Here is a 17,416-nt window from a genome sequence, read left to right on the forward strand (position 1 = left end):
CAACCAGCGATGGTTTGACTGACACTACGTCTTCGCGAGCAGGCTCGCTCCCACATTTGAACGGTGTGATTTTCGAGGAGTTTCTGTGCGTTCACTGTTCTGGCGGATTCTTGCGAGCTTCTGGCTGGCCATCGCTCTGGTAGCCGGGCTGTCGATTCTGCTCGGGCACATGCTCAATCAGGACGCGTGGATTCTCAGCCGCCATCCCGGCCTCAACACGCTGGCGGCAGAATGGACGCAGACTTACGAAACCCAAGGCGAAGAAGCCGCGCAGGACATCCTCGAACAACGCAAACGCCAGTATCACATCGACGTTCAGGTGCTCAACGAAACCGGCGATCCGGTGGTGCGTGGCACTTTCCCGCGCCGCGCCGCAGCATTCGAAGCGCGGCAGAACAACGATGACCGCCGCTTGCCGTGGCGGCGTCTGACCGACGAAATCACCAGCGAAAAAACCGGTGATACCTACCTGTTCATCTACCGCATCCCGCACCCCGAACTCGACGCCTGGCACCGCGAAAGCCTGCTCTGGCCGCTGAGTGCGCTGGGCATCGCGCTGGTGGTGTTGACGCTGTTCAGTTTGCTCGTGACTTTCTCCATCACCCGCCCACTGAGTCGCTTGCGCGGCGCGGTGCATGATCTGGGGCAGACCACATATCAGCAGAACAGTCTGGCGAAACTGGCCAACCGCCGTGACGAATTCGGCGTGCTGGCCACCGATTTCAACCGCATGGGCGCGCGCCTGCAAAGCCTGATCGGCAGTCAGCGCCAGTTGCTGCGCGATGTCTCCCACGAACTGCGCTCACCACTGGCGCGCCTGCGCATCGCGCTGGCTTTGGCCGAGCGCGCCAACCCTAAAGAGCGTGAGAAACTGTGGCCACGGCTGACCCGCGAATGCGACCGGTTGGAGGCGTTGATCAGTGAAATTCTGGTGCTGGCGCGAGTCGATGCCGACAATGCCAGCGCTGAAGAAGTGGACCTGAATGCGTTGCTCGCCACGCTGCAAAAGGATGCGCAGCTCAGCTCCCCCGAGCAGACCGTACGCCTGCAAGCCGAGCCGCAGCTGAATCTCAAAGGCTGGCCAACGATGATCGAACGCGCGGTAGATAATCTGCTGCGCAACGCCCAGCGCTTCAACCCGAGCGATCAGCCGATCGAATTGCACGCTACGCGGCAGGGAGAGCGGATTGTCATCAGCGTGCGCGACCACGGGCCGGGGGTGCAGACCGAACATCTGAGTCAGTTGGGCGAGCCGTTTTATCGCGCGCCGGGGCAGACCGCTGCCGGGCATGGCCTGGGGCTGGCGATTGCCAAACGGGCAGCGGAACGGCATGGCGGCACGCTGACGCTGGCCAATCATCCGCAGGGCGGCTTTGTGGCGAGTCTGGAATTGCCGTTGGTACCGGGAGTCGTGGTCCAGCCCTGAAAAAGCCCCTCACCCCAACCCTCTCCCGGAGGGAGAGGGGGCCGACCGAGTTGTCTGCCGTTGTGCATCGACCTTATGGATTCGCAGAAACTAGACGTCCGGTATCCCGACGCTGGATTCAGCGAAGGTCGCTCAGGTCGGTGTAACTCCAAAGCATCCCCCAATCAGTCCCCTCTCCCTCTGGGAGAGGGTTAGGGTGAGGGGCTTTTGATCTTCAGGCCTTACCGGGCCAGGCGCTGACGAACTCAGCCAGATCAACCTTCTCCGCCACGCGCGGCTCTTTCTGCGGCGTGCCGAGATAGAGAAACGCGATCACCTCCTCGCCTTCCACCAGCCCCAAGCCTTCGGCCACATGCTTTGAGTACGCCAGATCCCCGGTGCGCCACACTGCGCCAATCCCCTGCGCATACGCCGCCAGCAGAATCCCGTGAGCCGCACAGCCGGCCGTAAGCAGTTGCTCGGCCTTCGGATATTTCACGTGTTCCTGCAATTTCGCGATGACCACAACCACCAGCGGCGCGCGCAGTGGGCCGTTGCGCGCCTTGTCGATCATCGCGTCGGTGACTTCGCCGCTCTGCTGGCGGGCCGCCTCGGCCAGCAACTCGCCCATTTGCTCACGCGCTGCGCCTTCGACGGTCAAAAAGCGGTACGGCTGCAAGTGCCCGTGATCCGGGGCACGCAAGGCCGCGCCGAACAGGGCTTCGCGCTGCTCGGCAGTGGGGGCCGGTTCGACCAGTCGGGGAACGGAAACACGGTTGAGCAACGCGTCGAGAGCCTGCATCGGCCACCTCCTTTGAAAAATGTGCGGCTATTCTAGCTTCATCTGCGCAGCGCCTGCCGGTTTACATGCCTTGCCCCACAGGTAGAATGGCGCCCTTCTCCCACCAGCCCGAGCGGATTTCATGGCGTTGCCGACCTTACGGATCATTGGTTTTATCATCGGCATCTTCCTGATCACGCTGGCTGTGGCCATGGTCGTGCCGATGGCCACGCTGGTGATTTTCGAGCGCACCAGCGATCTGCCGTCGTTCCTCTGGGCGAGCATGATCACCTTTGTCGCCGGCCTCGCTCTGGTGATACCCGGCAGACCAGAACACATTCACCTGCGCCCGCGCGACATGTACTTGCTGACGGTCAGCAGCTGGCTGGTGGTGTGCATCTTCGCCGCGCTGCCGTTTCTGCTGACCCAGCACATCAGCTACACCGACTCGTTCTTCGAAAGCATGTCCGGCATCACCGCCACCGGTTCCACCGTGCTCAACGGCCTGGACAACATGTCGCCGGGGATTCTGATGTGGCGGTCGCTGCTGCACTGGATCGGCGGCATCGGCTTCATCGGCATGGCCGTGGCGATTCTGCCGCTGCTGCGCATCGGTGGCATGCGCCTGTTCCAGACCGAATCCTCCGACCGCTCGGAAAAGGTCATGCCGCGCTCGCACATGGTGGCGCGGCTGATCGTGGCGGCCTACGTCGGCATCACCATTCTCGGCAGCCTGGCGTTCTGGTGGGCCGGGATGAGCCCGTTCGATGCGATCAACCACGCGATGTCGGCGATTTCCACCGGTGGCTTCTCGACCTCCGACCAGTCGCTGGCCAAGTGGACGCAACCGGCAGTTCATTGGGTGGCGATTGTCATCATGATCCTCGGCAGCCTGCCGTTCACCCTCTACGTGGCGACGCTGCGCGGCAACCGCCGTGCGTTGATCAGGGATCAACAGGTGCAGGGTTTGCTGGCGATGTTGCTGGTGACCTGGCTGGTGCTCGGCACCTGGTACTGGTGGACCACCAAGCTGCATTGGCTGGAAGCGCTGCGGCATGTGGCGCTGAACGTGACCTCGGTAGTCACTACCACCGGTTTCGCCCTCGGCGACTACAGCCTGTGGGGCAACTTCTCGCTGATGCTGTTTTTCTACCTGGGCTTTGTCGGCGGTTGCTCAGGTTCGACGGCGGGCGGGATCAAGATTTTCCGTTTCCAGGTCGCCTATATCCTGCTCAAGGCCAACCTCAATCAGCTGATCCACCCGCGCGCGGTGATCAAGCAGAAGTACAACGGTCACCGCCTCGACGAAGAGATCGTCCGTTCGATCCTGACCTTCTCGTTCTTCTTCGCCATCACCATCTGCGTAATCGCGCTGCTGCTGTCGCTGCTCGGGGTCGACTGGATGACCGCGCTGACCGGCGCCGCCAGCACCGTGTCCGGCGTCGGCCCGGGCTTGGGCGAAACCATCGGCCCGGCCGGCAACTTCGCCACCCTGCCGGATGCGGCGAAGTGGATTCTGTCGTTCGGCATGCTGCTCGGCCGACTGGAGATCATTACGGTGTTTGTGCTGTGTATTCCGGCGTTCTGGCGTCATTGACCGCGTCCGGCACCTGCGTCAGGCGCAAGCGGTACTCGCCGGGCGTGGTGTCGAACCAGCGGCGAAACGCGCGAAAGAAGTTGCTCGGGTCGGCAAAGCCCAACAGGTAAGCGATTTCCAGCAAGGTCATGCTCGGTTGCGCCAGATATTGCTCGGCCAGCTCGCGCCGGGTGTCGTCGAGCAACTGCTGAAAACTGGTGCCCTCCTCCTGCAAGCGCCGCTGCAAAGTGCGCTGCGACAGGTGCAGCGTCTGCGCCACGGTGTCACGCTTGGGCTCGCCCTGGGGCAATAAACGACACAGCACCTGCCGTGCCCGGTGCGTCACGCGACTTTCGGAAAACCGCGCCAGATATTCCCCGGCAAAGCGATCATGCAACAGCGCCATGGCTTCGTTGGCGGTCGGCAGCGGCGCCTCCATATCGGCACGTTCGAAGATCAACGCATCGTAAGGCGCGTTGAACACCAGCGGCGCGTGAAAGGCTTCTTTATAGGGTTGCAGGTTTGTCGGCTGATCACCCTGAACCAACACTTTGACCGGGTGCAGCGGGCGCCCGGTCAGCCAGCCGCACAGCGCCAACGCGCAGGCCAGTGACGCTTCGGCGCTCTGCCGGGTCGGCGGCAGGTGATCGCCGTGCACGGTGAGAATCAGCGCGTAACCTTCATCGAGCAAGCGAAAGCTCAAGTCGGCGCTTTCGGCAATGATGCGTTGATAGCGCACCAGACGCTGGAAACCTTCGGCCAGGGTATTGCTCGACATCAGCGCGTAGCCGGCGACATGAAACGAGGCCGGGCGCACCACTTTGCCCATGTTCAGGCCGATCGCCGGGTTGCCGGACACCTCGACCGCGCGCTGCCAGAGCCGGGTCATGGAATCCTGCGGGAAACGCGCATCCGGATCTTCCAGGGCAGTGAAATCCAGCCCCAGTTGCTTGAACAGAACCCGGCAATCCAGGCCGTCCATCTCCAGTGCTTTGACAATCCCCATCGCCCAGCTTGCAGAAGTCGTTCGTTCGCTCATGGTTGTTATTCTTTTACATGACGGGCTGCAGATAACCGCCCTATTTGCGAAGGATACTAAAGTGGCGCCGATTGTCACTGGCCCACGCCAATGATCACTCTAGACTCAAATAAGCTCCCCGCCGAACAACTTGTTGCCAGAACAATCACCACAGAGAGCGCGGTCGTGGAAAACATCAAGCAGTTCAACAGCTTCGCCGAGTTCTATCCGTATTACCTCGCCGAGCACAGCAACAGCACCTGCCGTCGTCTGCATTTCATCGGCACTTCTCTGGTCATCTTCATCCTCGCCCTGAGCATCGCCAAAGGCGCCTGGCTGCTGTTGCTGGCATTGCCTGTGGCCGGTTACAGCTTTGCCTGGATCGGCCATTTCTTTTTCGAGAAAAACCGCCCGGCGACGTTTCAGCATCCGCTGTACAGCCTGCTCGGCGATTTCGTCATGTACCGCGACATGATTCTCGGTCGCGTGGCGTTCTGAATGAGGGTCTGCCAATGAATGCCCATGCTCGCTTCACCCATATGAAGGACGGCACCGAGGAAGACTGGGCGATTATCGCCGCCGATTTCAGTGCCTATGCCAGACAGCTGCCATCGCGGATCCTCGCGCATTTGAAGCTGCTTGAGGGCGACTTCGGCGGTTTCCCCGTGGACCGCCTGACCCACTCGTTGCAAACCGCGACCCGCGCCTTTCGCGACGGGCGTGACGAGGAATACGTGGTCTGCGCGCTGTTGCACGACATTGGCGACACCCTCGGTTCCTACAACCATCCGGACATCGCCGCAGCGATTCTCAAGCCGTTCGTGAGTGCGGAAAATCTGTGGATGGTGGAGAAGCACGGCATCTTTCAGGGCTATTACTTCTTTCATCACCTGGGCATGGACCGGCACTTGCGCGAGCAATTCAAGGATCATCCGCAGTTCCAGGCCACTGCCGAATTTTGCGCCAAGTACGATGCGGCGGCGTTTGATCCGGCGTATGACACGCTGCCGCTGAGTTTCTTCGAGCCGATGATGGAAAGGCTGTTTGCGCAACCGAAGAACTCGATTTACAAAGCCGCGATGCAAGAACACAGCCCGGCCTGAGAACACATGTGGGAGCGAGCCTGCTCGCGAAAGCGCGGTATCAGGCACAGAAGTTTTGTCTGACACTACGCCTTCGCGAGCAGGCTCGCTCCCACAGGGTTCTCTTTCGCTCAGGCGATTTCGGCAACTTTGGCAGCTTTCAATTCCGCCTCCCGCGCCTGGGCATCCGCCAATCGATACAACTCGATCGTGCCGTCCCAATGCTCGATCAGCGCTGTGCACGATTCGACCCAGTCGCCGCAATTGAGGTAGTCCACCTCCCCCACCTTGCGAATCTCGGCATGGTGAATATGCCCGCAAACCACGCCATGCAGTTCGCGCTTCACACACTCGTGGGCGATGGCTTCTTCAAAGTCGCTGATGAAACTCACCGCTGTCTTGACCTTGTGCTTCAGGTACGCCGACAGCGACCAGTATCCGTAGCCATAACGGGCACGCCAGTGATTGAGCCAGCGGTTGAGGGTCAGGGTGAATTCATAAGCCGAGTCGCCGAGAAACGCCAGCCAGCGGTGATAACGGGTGATCACATCGAACTGATCGCCGTGGATCACCAGCAAATGCCGGCCATCGGCGGTGACATGCACCGCTTCGTCGACCAACTGGATATTGCCCAGAATCAGCTTCGAATAGCGCCGCAGGAATTCGTCGTGGTTGCCGGTGACGTAGATTACCTCGGTGCCGCGCTTGCTCATGGTCAGCAGGCGGCGGATGACGTTGGTGTGGGCTTGCGGCCAGTACATGCCGCTGCGCAGTTTCCAGCCATCGATGATGTCACCGACCAGATAAACCTTGTCGGCGTGGTAGCCCTTGAGAAATTGCGACAAGTGCTCGGCCTGGCAATCCCGCGTGCCCAGGTGCACATCGGAGATCCACAGGGTTCGCACCCGTTGTTTGCGGCTGGGTCGGGCGAGCTCGGCGCTGGTCATGGGCAACCCTCTGCGATGTTTTCGCCAGCTTGCGCGCGCCCGGTTAATCGACCGTGACAGGCGTGAGTCAGTCGTGTGACAGCGCATCCGGCGTACGGCGGTGTAGACTGACGGCCACTTCGGAGACAACCTGCCATGCGACCGATCCTCACCCTGCGCCAGTACACCCACGACTTGATTGTGCACAGCCACGAGCACGCGCAGTTGGTGTTCGGGCTGTCCGGTGCGCTGGATTTCGAGGTCGAGGGCTGTGGCAGCCAAGTGCGTCAGCAGAGTGTCGTGGTGGTTCCGTCCGGCGCTCATCATGCCTGCGACAGTCCCCAAGGCAGCAGCTGCCTGGTGCTCGACATCCCTGAAGGGCAATGGGCGCAGGACTCGCTGGGCGCGCATGCCGAGGCCAGTCGCCGCTTGCTCGATCATCCGGGGCGGCTGTCGCTGGACTCGGGGCAGAGCCAATTGGTCAACTGGCTGGCGAACAGTCCGGTCAGCGATCCGTTGATAGCGCAGCAAGGCGCAGTGTTGCTGCTGGCCAGTCTCAATCACGCGCAACCTGCCGAACTCCGCGCGCGTCGCCTGCCCTACGCCGCGCTGGATGCGCACATCGAGCAATACGCCGGCTATCCGCTGCAAGTCGCTGACCTGGCGCGCGTGGCCGGGTTGTCCAGCGCGCGCCTGCACGCACGGTTCATGGCCGAATGCGGACAGACGCCGATGGATTACATCCGCAGTCGACGCCTGCATCTCGCGGTGCAACTGCTGCGCGACACTGCATTGCCGATTGGTGAAGTAGCCAGTCGCGTCGGTTACAGCTCGCAAAGTGCGTTCTCGGCCGCAGTCCTACGTGAGTTCGGCTCCTCGCCCGGACATCTTCGGCGCGATTCCTGCGACAAAAGACGATAGCCTGCCGACAGACTTGCAGGTCGAGACGCGGTTCAATGGCCCCATGAAGTTAAACCTGAAAAAAGGAATGCAATGACTCCGCGTACCGCCCTCGGCGCTCTGCATATTGGCGCTTTGATGTTCGGCCTGACCGGTGTGTTCGGCAAACTCGCTGCCGCATCCCCTGCTGTGATCGTCTTTGGACGTGCGGCTTTTGCCGTGCTCGCCCTGGCATTTTTCGCCCGTTTCGCCAGCCAGCATGGTTGGCAGAAACTTCAGGCCGTGGACTGGCGGCGCCTCGCCCTCAGCGGCGTTTTGCTGGCCGGGCACTGGGTGAGTTTTTTCGTATCGGTGAAGATCGCCGGGGTGGCCATCGCCACCTTGGGCTTTGCCAGTTTCCCGGCGTTTACGGTGATTCTCGAAGGACTGATTTTCCGCGAACGCATCCGTGCCAATGAAATCGTCCTGGTGGTATTGGTCAGCATCGGTCTGGTGCTGGTGACGCCCGCATTTGATCTGGGCAGCGGCGCCACCGTCGGCTTGCTTTGGGCCGTACTGTCCGGCCTGCTGTTTTCCCTGCTGTCGCTGACCAACCGCGCCAGTTCCGGACGCATCCCGGCGGTGCAGGCGGCGTTGTGCCAGAACGTCGTCGTGGCGCTGTGTCTGTTGCCGGTCGCGGCGCCGCAGTTGAGTCAGGTCCGAGCGCTGGACTGGTTGTGGATCGCCCTGCTCGGAGTGTTCTGCACGGGCGTGGCGCACAGCCTGTTCGTCGCCAGTCTGGCGGTGATCAAGGCACGCACGGCGGCAGTGGTGTTCGCCATGGAACCGGTCTACGGCATCACCATCGCCTGGCTGCTGTTCAGTGAAACCCCAACCCTGCGCATGCTCATCGGTGGCGCGCTGATCATCGTCGCGATTGTGGTGTCGGCGCGGATGTCAGGCTCGGCCGACAAGAAAACCGTCGCCGCCGAGGCCGCCTCTCACTGAGAGCGGTCGTTGTGGCCGAGGTCGCGGTCAGGATCGATCTGATCGCGCACTCGCTGCTTCAATACCTTGGCCTCAGGGAAACCACCGTCGGTCTTGCGCTCCCAGATCTGCACACCCGCACAAGTGATATGAAACACCCCACCGGTGCCCGGCACCAACGACACTTTGCCCAAGTCGTCAGCGAAGGTGCTGAGCAGTTCCTGAGCCAGCCACGCCGCGCGCAGCAGCCACTGGCATTGGGTGCAATAAGTGATGACAACTTCGGCTTTGGCAACGGTCATGATCGCTGAAACTCCTGAGACAGAGGGCGCCGCTATAATAGCCGGCTTTACCGCTTGCCCCGAGACTCACAATGCGCCGTTTGTTGCTCTGCCTGCTGCTTGGTTTCCTTCCCCTGCTGGTTCTCGCCAGTGAGGCGCCACGACCGAAAGTCGGCCTGGTGCTGTCCGGCGGTGCTGCGCGCGGGCTGGCGCACATCGGCGTGCTCAAGGCGCTGGAAGAACAAGGCATCAGGATCGACGCGATTGCTGGCACCAGCATGGGCGCGGTAGTCGGCGGCCTGTACGCCTCGGGCTACAAGGTCGACGAACTGGAAAAACTCGCCCTGAGCATCGACTGGCAAGCGGCGCTGTCCGATGCGCCGCCGCGTGAGGACGTGCCATTTCGACGCAAGCAGGACGACCGCGATTTTCTGGTGAAGCAGAAACTCAGCTTCCGCGACGACGGCAGTCTCGGCCTGCCATTGGGGGTGATTCAGGGCCAGAACCTCGCACTGTTGCTGGAAAGCCTGTTGGCGCACACCAGCGACACCCGCGACTTCGACAAACTGCCGATCCCGTTTCGCGCCGTGACCACTGACATCGCCAATGGCGAAAAAGTGGTGTTTCGCAAAGGTCACCTGCCGCAAGTGATCCGCGCGAGCATGTCGATCCCGGCGGTGTTCGCCCCGGTCGAGCTCGATGGGCGCCTGCTGGTGGACGGCGGCATGACCGACAACATCCCGCTGGATGTCGCGCGGGAGATGGGCGTCGACATCGCCATCGTCGTCGATATCGGCACACCTCTGCGCAATCGCAAGCAACTGACTACCGTGGTGGACGTGCTCAATCAGTCGATCACCTTGATGACCCGGCGCAACTCCGAAGAACAACTGGCGACTCTGCATGCCAATGACGTGTTGATCCAGCCTGCGCTGGCCGCGTTCGGCGTGACCGATTTCGGCAAGGCTCAAGAGATGATCGACGCCGGTTATCGCGCCACGCGAATCCTCGATGCGCGGCTGGCGCAGCTGAAGCCGACTCAAACCCAGGACGCGGAATTGAACGCCGCCCGCCAGCCTGGGCAACGCACGCCGATCATTACCGGGATCCGCATCGAAAATGACTCGAAAGTCGACGATGACGTGATTCGCTATTACATCCGCCAACCGATCGGCGCGCCGCTGGACCTGGGCCGCCTGCATTCGGACATGGGCACGCTGTACGGCCTCGATTACTTCGATCAAGTACGTTACCGCGTGGTGCACAAAGGCCAGGATCACACCTTGGTCATCAGTGCCAGCGGCAAGCGCAGCGGCACCGATTATTTGCGGGTCGGCCTCAATCTGTCGGACGACATGCGCGGCGACAGTGCTTTCAACCTTGGTGCGAGCTATCGCGTCAACGGCATCAACCGCCTCGGTGCGGAATGGCTGACCCGCGCGCAGATCGGCGACAAGCAGGAGCTGTACAGCGAGTTCTATCAGCCGCTGGACGTCGGCTCGCGTTACTTCGTCGCACCCTACGGGTCGTTCGAGGCGCAGAACGTTGACTCGGTGCTGGATAACGATCCGATCGCCCAGTATCGCGTCGAGCGCTACGGCTTCGGCCTCAATCTTGGGCGGCAGATCGGCAACAACGGTGAAGTGCGACTCGGCGTCGGCCAGGCCTGGGGCAAAGCTGATGTGCGCATCGGTGATCAGGATCTGCCGAGCGAGAGTTTCAACGAAGGCTTCTATACCGTGAAGTATTCCTACGACTCGCTGGACAACGTCTACTTTCCGCACGAGGGCAAGGACGTCAGCCTGACGTTTGCCCAGTTCGAACCGGGCCTGGGTTCAGACAATCGCTATCGCCAGTGGGAACTGAATTTCGACAAGGCCATGAGCCACGGGCCGGATACGCTGATTCTCGGCGGGCGCTACGGCCGCACGCTGGACGATGCCAATGTGGTCACCTCAAGCTTCCTGCTCGGCGGCGCGCGGCAGTTGTCGGGGTTCCGTGAGGACGCGCTGTCCGGGCAGAATGTCAGCCTGATGCGCGCGGTGTACTACCGCCGCCTGACGCCGCGCTCGTATCTGCCGCTGGACTTCCCGCTGTACGCCGGCGCCTCGCTGGAACGCGGTCGGGCGTGGAACAACGACAATGAGTTCGACAGCGGCTACATCAATGCCGCGAGTGTGTTTATCGGCTTCGACACGCCGCTGGGGCCGTTGAACTTCACGTATGGGTTGAATGATGCGGATGAGCAGGCGGTTTATCTGAATCTGGGGCAGACGTTCTGACGCCTTCGCGAGCAGGCTCGCTCCCACAGGGAAAGCACATTCCATTGTGGGAGCGAGCCTGCTCGCGAAGGCGGTGTCGGATGAACGCGAAATCCGTTGGCGCTCAGCGAATCCCCGCCAACAACGTCCTTGCCGTCTGCTTCAACGGCTCATCCCCTTCCCTGAGCAATTCATTGAGCAGCGCGATCGCACTGTCGATGTCGCCATCGTCGATGCAGGTTTGTGCCTGTTCGAGCTTGCCGGCGGCCTCGGTGTCAGTGTCGGTGGACTCGGGTAATTGCAGATCCAGAGGTTCCAGCACCAGCGACGGCTCGGGATCGCCGAACTCGTTGAGAAAGTCATCGTCGAGCGGCTGGGCGTCGGGTTCGGGGATCCATTCAAGTTCGGCTTCTTCGGCAGATGCAGCCTGTGGCAGTTCGAAATCGACAGGTAGCACCGACAGGCTGGTGCCCAGCTCTGGATCATCAATCGGCGGTGCGGCGGCATCAGTGCGGCTATCGTTCAGATCCCAATTTGAATCCATCGACAGCTCGCCCAGATTCAATTCGAAATCATCCTCGAGAGCGCTGGGCGACGCTGCAAGCGGCGCGGCTGCGGTCGCTGCCGAGGCCACGGGCAGTTCGGGCGCGATTGGCGTTGCTGCAAATGCCGCCGGTGCGGCGCCTGCCAGTTTTGCATGGCGAGCGCGGATTTCAATCAGTTCACGGTCATCGACGCCAAGCGCACGCAGGCGGTTTTCCTGCTGTTCAAAAGCGCCGCTGTCACCCTGGCGCCCAAGAACCTCCAGCAACTGCAGACCGAGATCAATGCGTTCAGGCTCCTTGTGCAAGGCATCGCGCAGCAGCCCGGCCGCTTCGCTGAGTCGACCGTAGGCCAGATAGATGCCCACGGCCTCCAGCACGTCGCCGGCACCGGGCTCGTCACGATGATCAGCGGCCGCGTGCGCACCGACAGATTGTTGAAGCTCGGGCTCGTCGACGTCTTCTTCGGCGCTCACGGGCAGTAGCGGCAGCGGCGTGCCATCTGCTGTCGAACGTTGCTGACGGCGACGTATGAGCAACGCAGCCAGCACGCCCAGTAGCAATATCAGTCCGCCGAGCAGCGGCCAGTTCACGCCATCGTCTGCCGCCTCGACCGGGGCTGAAACAGCGGCCGGAGCCGGCGCGACCACAGGTGGTGGCGGCGCTTTCTGCACTTCGGCCAGACGGGTTTGCAACTCCTCGATCTGCTTCTTGCCGTCGGCTATTTGCACTTGCTGCTCTTGCAGCCTGAGGTTCTGTTCGTCGAGGGTCTTTTGCAGTTGCTGGGTGAGCAGCACGCTGGCGGCCAGTTGCTCGGCCTGCGCATCGTTGGCAGGTGCCGCCGGCGTTGGCGGCACAGGCGCCGCAGTGCGTTTGCCCTGGGCAGCCTGAGGCGGTGCGGTAACCGGTTCGACGGTTGGAAATTCGGAGGATTGCGGGCGCGGATCCGGCTCGTCGGTGGCGGGCACGATGCCCGGCGAACCCGGCGGGTCGATCAGCACCGTGTACTCGCGCAACAGACGGCCGTTGGGCTGATCGAGCTGCACGAGGAAGTTCAGGAAAGGTTCGTTGACCGGTTTGCCGGACGTCACCCGGATCATCTGGCGGCTGCCGCGCAGGATCGGGGTGAACTTGAGATCATTGAGAAAGAACACCCGCTCGACGCCCGCCCGGCCGAACTCATCCGCCGAAGCCAGGCTGGCCGAGAGATCGTTTTGCGTCAACGTGCCGACATCGACCAGCGCGATGTCGGCCTTGAACGGCTGATTGAGGGCTGAGTGAACAGTGATCTCGCCCAACCCCAACGCCATCGACCAGGTCGAATAGCTGAATACGCCAGCGAGCAGCAGCCATTTGGCGCCCCCGCGCAGCACGTGCCGACTTGCGAGCATGAGCATCCCTTAAATAAGCAAAACCGGTTTCTATGCGTTCGCACATCCGGTACGAACACGATATTGCCCAGTAGTTCTTATAGTCGGCTCAGCGCGATCTCTCAAAAAATCACTGGCGGGATGTGCCTCAAGATTTTTCCAGGTTGGCCAGAATGTGCCCGTGTACGCGCATGCACACCTTCAAATCCGCCTCATCGACGCCCTCGAACAATTCGTGGCGCAGTTGCGTGGCAATGGTTTCGATTTGTTCGATCAGAGGCAAGGCAGGTGCACAGAGCACGATTTTTTTCGCCCGACGGTCTTCCATCACTGACTGGCGTTGCACCAGTCCCTGGTTCTCCAGACTATCGAGCAAGCGCGCCAGGGTCGGGCCTTCGACGCCGACACTCTGCGCCAGTTCGCGTTGGGTCGGCGCCTCTTCGAAACGCGCCAGATGCAGCAGCACCAGCCAGCGCGCCTGCGACAGGCCCAGCCCGGCGAGACGACGATCCAGTTCGGCACGCCAGCCACGGGACATCTGGGCCAGTTGCATACCAAAGCGATGTTGATCGGTTAACGGCATAAAACACTCACGGTTAGACTGAAAATACGGAAAATCTAATTATTAGTCAGCTAAGCATGGGCGGCAGTTATAGGCAAGAGTCGCTCTGTACTGAATCGTTACAACTGCACGGGGCTTGGCGCATACGTCGTTTCACATCTCGAATTCAGACTGCAAAGCCGCCCGCACGCAATACAGCACGCCTTCCGGCACACGCCCGGCAAACAGCTCAGCCACTTCAGCGACGGACGGCAACTCGCCCTCCCCGTCGAGAAACGCGTCCTGCACTTCGCCCATCAATTCCTCAGGCAAATCCAGCGCCTGCTCCAGCGACAATTGTTGCTTGCCGATGGCTTCGGCGAGCATGGCGTAGACGTTCTTCTCCGAGCATTGCAACTGCCCGGCGATCTGCAGCGGGGTCATGCCGGCGCGGGCCAGGGTGATCAGCTCGTGACGGACATCGGCGACCACCTTCGGCGCCTCCGCCTCGCCGCCGAGTACTTCGAGGAAGGCTTCGCCGTAACGTTCCAGCTTGCGTGCGCCGACGCCGCTGACCCGGGCCATTTCCGCCAGCGAGGTTGGCTGGCTGCGGAGCATTTCCAATAGCGTCGAGTCGGGGAAGATGACATATGGCGGCACGCCGTGTTCTTCGGCGAGTTTGCGCCGTAGTGCGCGCAAGGCTTCCCACTGTTCGCGTTCCTCGCCGCGCACCAGTTGGCTGGCCTGGCTCTTGCTGCCCGTTTTGGCAGTGACTTGCGGTTTCAGGTCGCGGCGCAGTTCCAGCTTCACTTCGCCTTTGAGCAGCGGCCGGCAACTGTCATTCAAGCGCAGACCGCCATAACCCTCGTGATCGACATCGGCCAACCCACGCGCCACCAACTGGCGAAACAGCGAGCGCCACTCGCTCTCGCTCAACGCCTTGCCAACGCCGAACACCGACAAATGCTGATGGCCGAAGCTGCGCACCTTTTCGTTGTCCTTGCCCAGCAACACGTCGACCAGATGACCGACGCCATAACGCTGGCCGGTGCGGAAAATCGCCGACAATGCCTGACGTGCAGGCTCGGTGGCGTCCCAGGTCTGCACGCCGTCGACACAGTTGTCGCAATGCCCGCACGGTTCGGGCATGTCTTCGTCGAAATAGGCCAGTAACGCCTGCCGGCGGCAGCGGGTTTCTTCGCACAGCGAGAGCATGGCGTCGAGCTTGTGCTGCTCCAGACGCTTGTGCCGCTCGTCGCCTTCGGAGTTCTGCAGCATCTGCTTGAGCATCACCACGTCTTGCAGACCGTAAGCCATCCACGCATCCGCCGGCAGCCCGTCACGGCCGCCGCGCCCGGTTTCCTGGTAATACGCTTCGAGGGATTTAGGCAGATCAAGGTGCGCGACAAAGCGTACGTTGGGCTTGTCGATGCCCATGCCGAACGCCACGGTCGCAACCATGATCAGGCCTTCCTCATTGAGGAAGCGCTTCTGGTGATAGGCGCGCAGATCGTTGGGTAGACCGGCGTGATACGGCAGCGCCGGAAAACCCTGTTCGCTGAGGAACGCCGCAACTTCTTCAACCTTCTTGCGCGACAGGCAATAAACGATGCCTGCATCGCTGCGCCGTTCGGCGAGGAAGGCCAGTAACTGCTTGCGCGGCTGCTCTTTCGGGACGATGCGGTAAAAAATATTCGGACGGTCGAAGCTCGACAGGAAGCGCTCGGCATTCTGCAGGTGCAGGCGATCGACAATTTCTTCGCGGGTGCGCTTGTCGGCGGTCGCGGTGAGGGCAATGCGCGGAACGTTGGGAAACAGCTCTGCCAATTGACCCAGTTGCAGGTATTCGCGGCGGAAATCGTGGCCCCATTGCGATACGCAATGCGCTTCGTCGATGGCGAACAAAGCGATTTCCAGGCTTTGCAGGAACGCCAGCATGCGCGGCTGCACCAAGCGCTCGGGCGCCAGATAGAGCATTTTCACTTCGCCGCGTTTGATCCGCAGAGCGAGGTCGCGCTGCTGCTCGGCACTCAGCGTGGAGTTCAGCGCAGCGGCGGCCACGCCCAGTTCTTCGAGGGTGGCGACCTGATCGTCCATCAGCGCGATCAACGGCGACACGACCACCGCCAGACCTTCACGCAACAGCGCCGGCACCTGGAAGCACAACGACTTGCCGCCACCGGTAGGCATCAGCACCAGCGCATCACCGCCGCTGGCCACGCGCTCAATGATCGCACCCTGACGGCCACGGAAACTGTCGTAGCCGAAGATGTCCTTGAGGACGCGTTGAGCCTGTTCGAGCATAAAAACTCCAAAAATCTACCGATACATCCCTGCTCAGGCTGGTTCAGAGCAGCTTCGGCTGCTTAAACAAAACGTAAGAACACATTGCATGACCAGCGCAGCGCCGGCAGGGATCGCAAAACGCGGCAGTATACCCGAGGCCTTCGCCGCAGAGGGTGCCGCTGAGAAGACACTGATAAACCTGCCACACACAAAACCCTGTGGGAGCGAGCCTGCTCGCGAAAGCGACCTGTCAGTCGATAGAAAAGTGCCTGATACAGCGCCTTCGCGAGCAGGCTCGCTCCCACAGGGTTATTCATCTTTCCAGTGAGGCCGGTAATTCGGGCAAATCTGCCAAGCGGCTGGCTAGAGCGCGCAAGAAGGCCTAGAATTCCCGCATTGTTTATTCCCCAAGGTAGCCCCGTAATGTCCTTCGCTGAGCAACTGACCCGCCTGCAAGTCTTCCTCGACGCCGACGAGCTGCACGACGAGGCGCTGGATTACGTCGCCGCCCACGGTTACCTGACCGCGCTGTCGATCTGCTCCGAAGACGTTCCGGAGCGCGAGTGGATCGACGCGCTGTTCGCCGAAGAGCCGCATTACATCGACGAAGCCCAGCGTGCCGAAATCGAAGCCACGCTGATCGGCCTCAAGGCGCACATCGCTCGCCAACTGGCCTCGGATGAAGAATTCGAATTGCCGTGCGAACTGGATCTGGGCGAAGAGCCGGACGACTCCGAACTGCGCGGCTGGTGCATCGGTTTCATGGAGGGCGTGTTCCTGCGTGAAGCGGCCTGGTTCGAAACCGCCGAAGAAGAAGTCAGCGAAATGCTCCTGCCGATCATGGTCGGTTCCGGCCTGTTCGACGAGCAGCCTGAGTTCGAAGACATCGCCAAGGACGCCAACCTGATGGACGACATGATCGTTCAGATCCCGGAAGCCCTGACCGCGCTGTACCTGCTGTGCCAGGCCCCCGACGAAAAACCGGCGATCCTCAAGCCTCGTCACCACTAAGACCCGGCCTATGGACAACCCCATAGGCAACCGCCCCCTGATGTTGCGCTACGTCCTGCTGGCCATCGGCTGGCTCAGCGTCGCATTGGGGGTGATCGGCATCTTCCTGCCGGTCCTGCCCACCACCCCCTTCCTCCTGCTCGCCGCGGCCTGCTTCGCGCGCAGCTCTCCGCGCTTCTATCGCTGGCTGGTCGAACACCCGCGCCTCGGGCCATGGATTCGCGACTACCTCGAAGGCAACGGCATCCCGCTCAAAGGCAAGGTCTACGCGATCGGGCTGATGTGGGTGAGCATCCTGTTCTCGTGTTATCTGGTGCCGCTGGTTTGGGCGCGGGGGTTCATGTTGACCAGTGCGGTGCTGGTGACGGTGTATATTTTGCGGCAGAAGACGTTGCGTAAAACTTGATACCTCCCAGTTGATCATGCTTGGCGAACTGGCAGTGAGTCGGGTGCTGGATAATCTGGAGTTG

At 61.4% G+C, this 17,416-nt stretch carries 16 protein-coding genes; 9 read left to right on the forward strand and 7 right to left on the reverse strand.

Translation table 11 applies throughout. From position 1 onward, the window contains the following. The first annotated feature begins 85 nt into the window (after positions 1–85). Positions 86–1,426 (forward strand): HAMP domain-containing sensor histidine kinase, encoded by a 1,341-nt coding sequence (locus D8U71_RS03790; RefSeq protein ID WP_130887184.1) that lies wholly within the window; start codon positions 86–88, stop codon positions 1,424–1,426. Positions 1,427–1,640: 214 nt separating this feature from the next. On the opposite strand, the gene D8U71_RS03795 is transcribed toward D8U71_RS03790, so the two are convergent. After that, on the reverse strand, positions 1,641–2,207 hold the full coding sequence (locus D8U71_RS03795; protein WP_016771132.1) for a nitroreductase family protein: 567 nt from the start codon (positions 2,205–2,207) through the stop codon (positions 1,641–1,643). Between the two features lie 121 nt (positions 2,208–2,328). Between D8U71_RS03795 and D8U71_RS03800 the strand changes: the two genes are divergently transcribed. Next, positions 2,329–3,783, forward strand: coding sequence for a TrkH family potassium uptake protein (locus D8U71_RS03800; RefSeq protein ID WP_024012066.1), 1,455 nt, complete (start codon positions 2,329–2,331; stop codon positions 3,781–3,783). Here the strand turns inward: D8U71_RS03800 and D8U71_RS03805 are convergent. After that, entirely contained in the window at positions 3,740–4,801 is a 1,062-nt protein-coding gene (locus D8U71_RS03805; protein ID WP_201278847.1) for an AraC family transcriptional regulator, read from the reverse strand. The genes D8U71_RS03800 and D8U71_RS03805 overlap by 44 nt on opposite strands. A gap of 165 nt (positions 4,802–4,966) precedes the next feature. Between D8U71_RS03805 and D8U71_RS03810 the strand changes: the two genes are divergently transcribed. Further along, positions 4,967–5,278: a DUF962 domain-containing protein gene (locus D8U71_RS03810; RefSeq protein WP_122611674.1), complete on the forward strand. Its 312-nt coding sequence runs from the start codon at positions 4,967–4,969 to the stop codon at positions 5,276–5,278. 14 nt (positions 5,279–5,292) lie between these two features. Further along, a complete protein-coding gene (locus D8U71_RS03815) occupies positions 5,293–5,883 on the forward strand; it encodes an HD domain-containing protein (RefSeq protein WP_016771136.1) in 591 nt (196 codons plus the stop codon). A 110-nt stretch (positions 5,884–5,993) separates the two neighbouring features. On the opposite strand, the gene D8U71_RS03820 is transcribed toward D8U71_RS03815, so the two are convergent. Further along, positions 5,994–6,809, reverse strand: coding sequence for a UDP-2,3-diacylglucosamine diphosphatase (locus tag D8U71_RS03820; RefSeq protein ID WP_024012063.1), 816 nt, complete (start codon positions 6,807–6,809; stop codon positions 5,994–5,996). Positions 6,810–6,944: 135 nt separating this feature from the next. Here D8U71_RS03820 and D8U71_RS03825 point away from each other — a divergent pair, with 135 nt between their 5' ends. Continuing rightward, positions 6,945–7,709, forward strand: a complete 765-nt coding sequence (locus tag D8U71_RS03825) for an AraC family transcriptional regulator (protein ID WP_125925336.1) — start codon at positions 6,945–6,947, stop codon at positions 7,707–7,709. 72 nt (positions 7,710–7,781) lie between these two features. Further along, complete coding sequence (locus D8U71_RS03830; protein ID WP_016771138.1) at positions 7,782–8,675, forward strand: DMT family transporter; 894 nt, start codon at positions 7,782–7,784, stop codon at positions 8,673–8,675. Here the strand turns inward: D8U71_RS03830 and D8U71_RS03835 are convergent. Then, positions 8,669–8,956: a SelT/SelW/SelH family protein gene (locus tag D8U71_RS03835; RefSeq protein WP_130887185.1), complete on the reverse strand. Its 288-nt coding sequence runs from the start codon at positions 8,954–8,956 to the stop codon at positions 8,669–8,671. The genes D8U71_RS03830 and D8U71_RS03835 overlap by 7 nt on opposite strands. Before the next feature lie 71 nt (positions 8,957–9,027). Between D8U71_RS03835 and D8U71_RS03840 the strand changes: the two genes are divergently transcribed. Next, positions 9,028–11,217, forward strand: coding sequence for a patatin-like phospholipase family protein (locus D8U71_RS03840; RefSeq protein ID WP_130887186.1), 2,190 nt, complete (start codon positions 9,028–9,030; stop codon positions 11,215–11,217). A gap of 103 nt (positions 11,218–11,320) precedes the next feature. Here D8U71_RS03840 and D8U71_RS03845 read toward each other — a convergent pair whose 3' ends face one another. From D8U71_RS03845 to recQ, 3 genes are all read right to left on the reverse strand, one after another. Next, the gene (locus tag D8U71_RS03845; RefSeq protein ID WP_130887187.1) at positions 11,321–13,129 is read right to left on the reverse strand and encodes a FimV/HubP family polar landmark protein; all 1,809 of its coding nucleotides are present in this window, start codon (positions 13,127–13,129) and stop codon (positions 11,321–11,323) included. A gap of 127 nt (positions 13,130–13,256) precedes the next feature. Further along, positions 13,257–13,691, reverse strand: coding sequence for a MarR family transcriptional regulator (locus D8U71_RS03850; RefSeq protein ID WP_016771142.1), 435 nt, complete (start codon positions 13,689–13,691; stop codon positions 13,257–13,259). A gap of 132 nt (positions 13,692–13,823) precedes the next feature. Then, on the reverse strand, positions 13,824–15,953 hold the full coding sequence (gene recQ, locus D8U71_RS03855; protein ID WP_024012058.1) for a DNA helicase RecQ: 2,130 nt from the start codon (positions 15,951–15,953) through the stop codon (positions 13,824–13,826). A 405-nt stretch (positions 15,954–16,358) separates the two neighbouring features. Between recQ and D8U71_RS03860 the strand changes: the two genes are divergently transcribed. Next, complete coding sequence (locus D8U71_RS03860; RefSeq protein WP_130887188.1) at positions 16,359–16,946, forward strand: YecA family protein; 588 nt, start codon at positions 16,359–16,361, stop codon at positions 16,944–16,946. A gap of 10 nt (positions 16,947–16,956) precedes the next feature. Then, positions 16,957–17,352: a YbaN family protein gene (locus D8U71_RS03865; RefSeq protein WP_024012057.1), complete on the forward strand. Its 396-nt coding sequence runs from the start codon at positions 16,957–16,959 to the stop codon at positions 17,350–17,352. The last annotated feature ends 64 nt before the right edge of the window (positions 17,353–17,416 follow it).

It is taken from the genome of Pseudomonas sp. Sample_21, assembly GCF_004307525.1.
Lineage (GTDB): Bacteria > Pseudomonadota > Gammaproteobacteria > Pseudomonadales > Pseudomonadaceae > Aquipseudomonas > Aquipseudomonas atacamensis.

What these genes read in the sequence shown, in the direction of transcription:
- D8U71_RS03820 (WP_024012063.1), bottom strand. Translation starts at nt 6,809, where the DNA reads ATGACCAGCGCCGAGCTCGCCCGACCCAGCCGCAAACAACGGGTGCGA.
- D8U71_RS03825 (WP_125925336.1), top strand. Translation starts at nt 6,945, where the DNA reads ATGCGACCGATCCTCACCCTGCGCCAGTACACCCACGACTTGATTGTG.
- D8U71_RS03815 (WP_016771136.1), top strand. Translation starts at nt 5,293, where the DNA reads ATGAATGCCCATGCTCGCTTCACCCATATGAAGGACGGCACCGAGGAA.
- D8U71_RS03840 (WP_130887186.1), top strand. Translation starts at nt 9,028, where the DNA reads ATGCGCCGTTTGTTGCTCTGCCTGCTGCTTGGTTTCCTTCCCCTGCTG.
- D8U71_RS03865 (WP_024012057.1), top strand. Translation starts at nt 16,957, where the DNA reads ATGGACAACCCCATAGGCAACCGCCCCCTGATGTTGCGCTACGTCCTG.
- D8U71_RS03800 (WP_024012066.1), top strand. Translation starts at nt 2,329, where the DNA reads ATGGCGTTGCCGACCTTACGGATCATTGGTTTTATCATCGGCATCTTC.
- D8U71_RS03805 (WP_201278847.1), bottom strand. Translation starts at nt 4,801, where the DNA reads ATGAGCGAACGAACGACTTCTGCAAGCTGGGCGATGGGGATTGTCAAA.
- D8U71_RS03845 (WP_130887187.1), bottom strand. Translation starts at nt 13,129, where the DNA reads ATGCTCGCAAGTCGGCACGTGCTGCGCGGGGGCGCCAAATGGCTGCTG.
- recQ (WP_024012058.1), bottom strand. Translation starts at nt 15,953, where the DNA reads ATGCTCGAACAGGCTCAACGCGTCCTCAAGGACATCTTCGGCTACGAC.
- D8U71_RS03835 (WP_130887185.1), bottom strand. Translation starts at nt 8,956, where the DNA reads ATGACCGTTGCCAAAGCCGAAGTTGTCATCACTTATTGCACCCAATGC.
- D8U71_RS03830 (WP_016771138.1), top strand. Translation starts at nt 7,782, where the DNA reads ATGACTCCGCGTACCGCCCTCGGCGCTCTGCATATTGGCGCTTTGATG.
- D8U71_RS03795 (WP_016771132.1), bottom strand. Translation starts at nt 2,207, where the DNA reads ATGCAGGCTCTCGACGCGTTGCTCAACCGTGTTTCCGTTCCCCGACTG.
- D8U71_RS03850 (WP_016771142.1), bottom strand. Translation starts at nt 13,691, where the DNA reads ATGCCGTTAACCGATCAACATCGCTTTGGTATGCAACTGGCCCAGATG.
- D8U71_RS03860 (WP_130887188.1), top strand. Translation starts at nt 16,359, where the DNA reads ATGTCCTTCGCTGAGCAACTGACCCGCCTGCAAGTCTTCCTCGACGCC.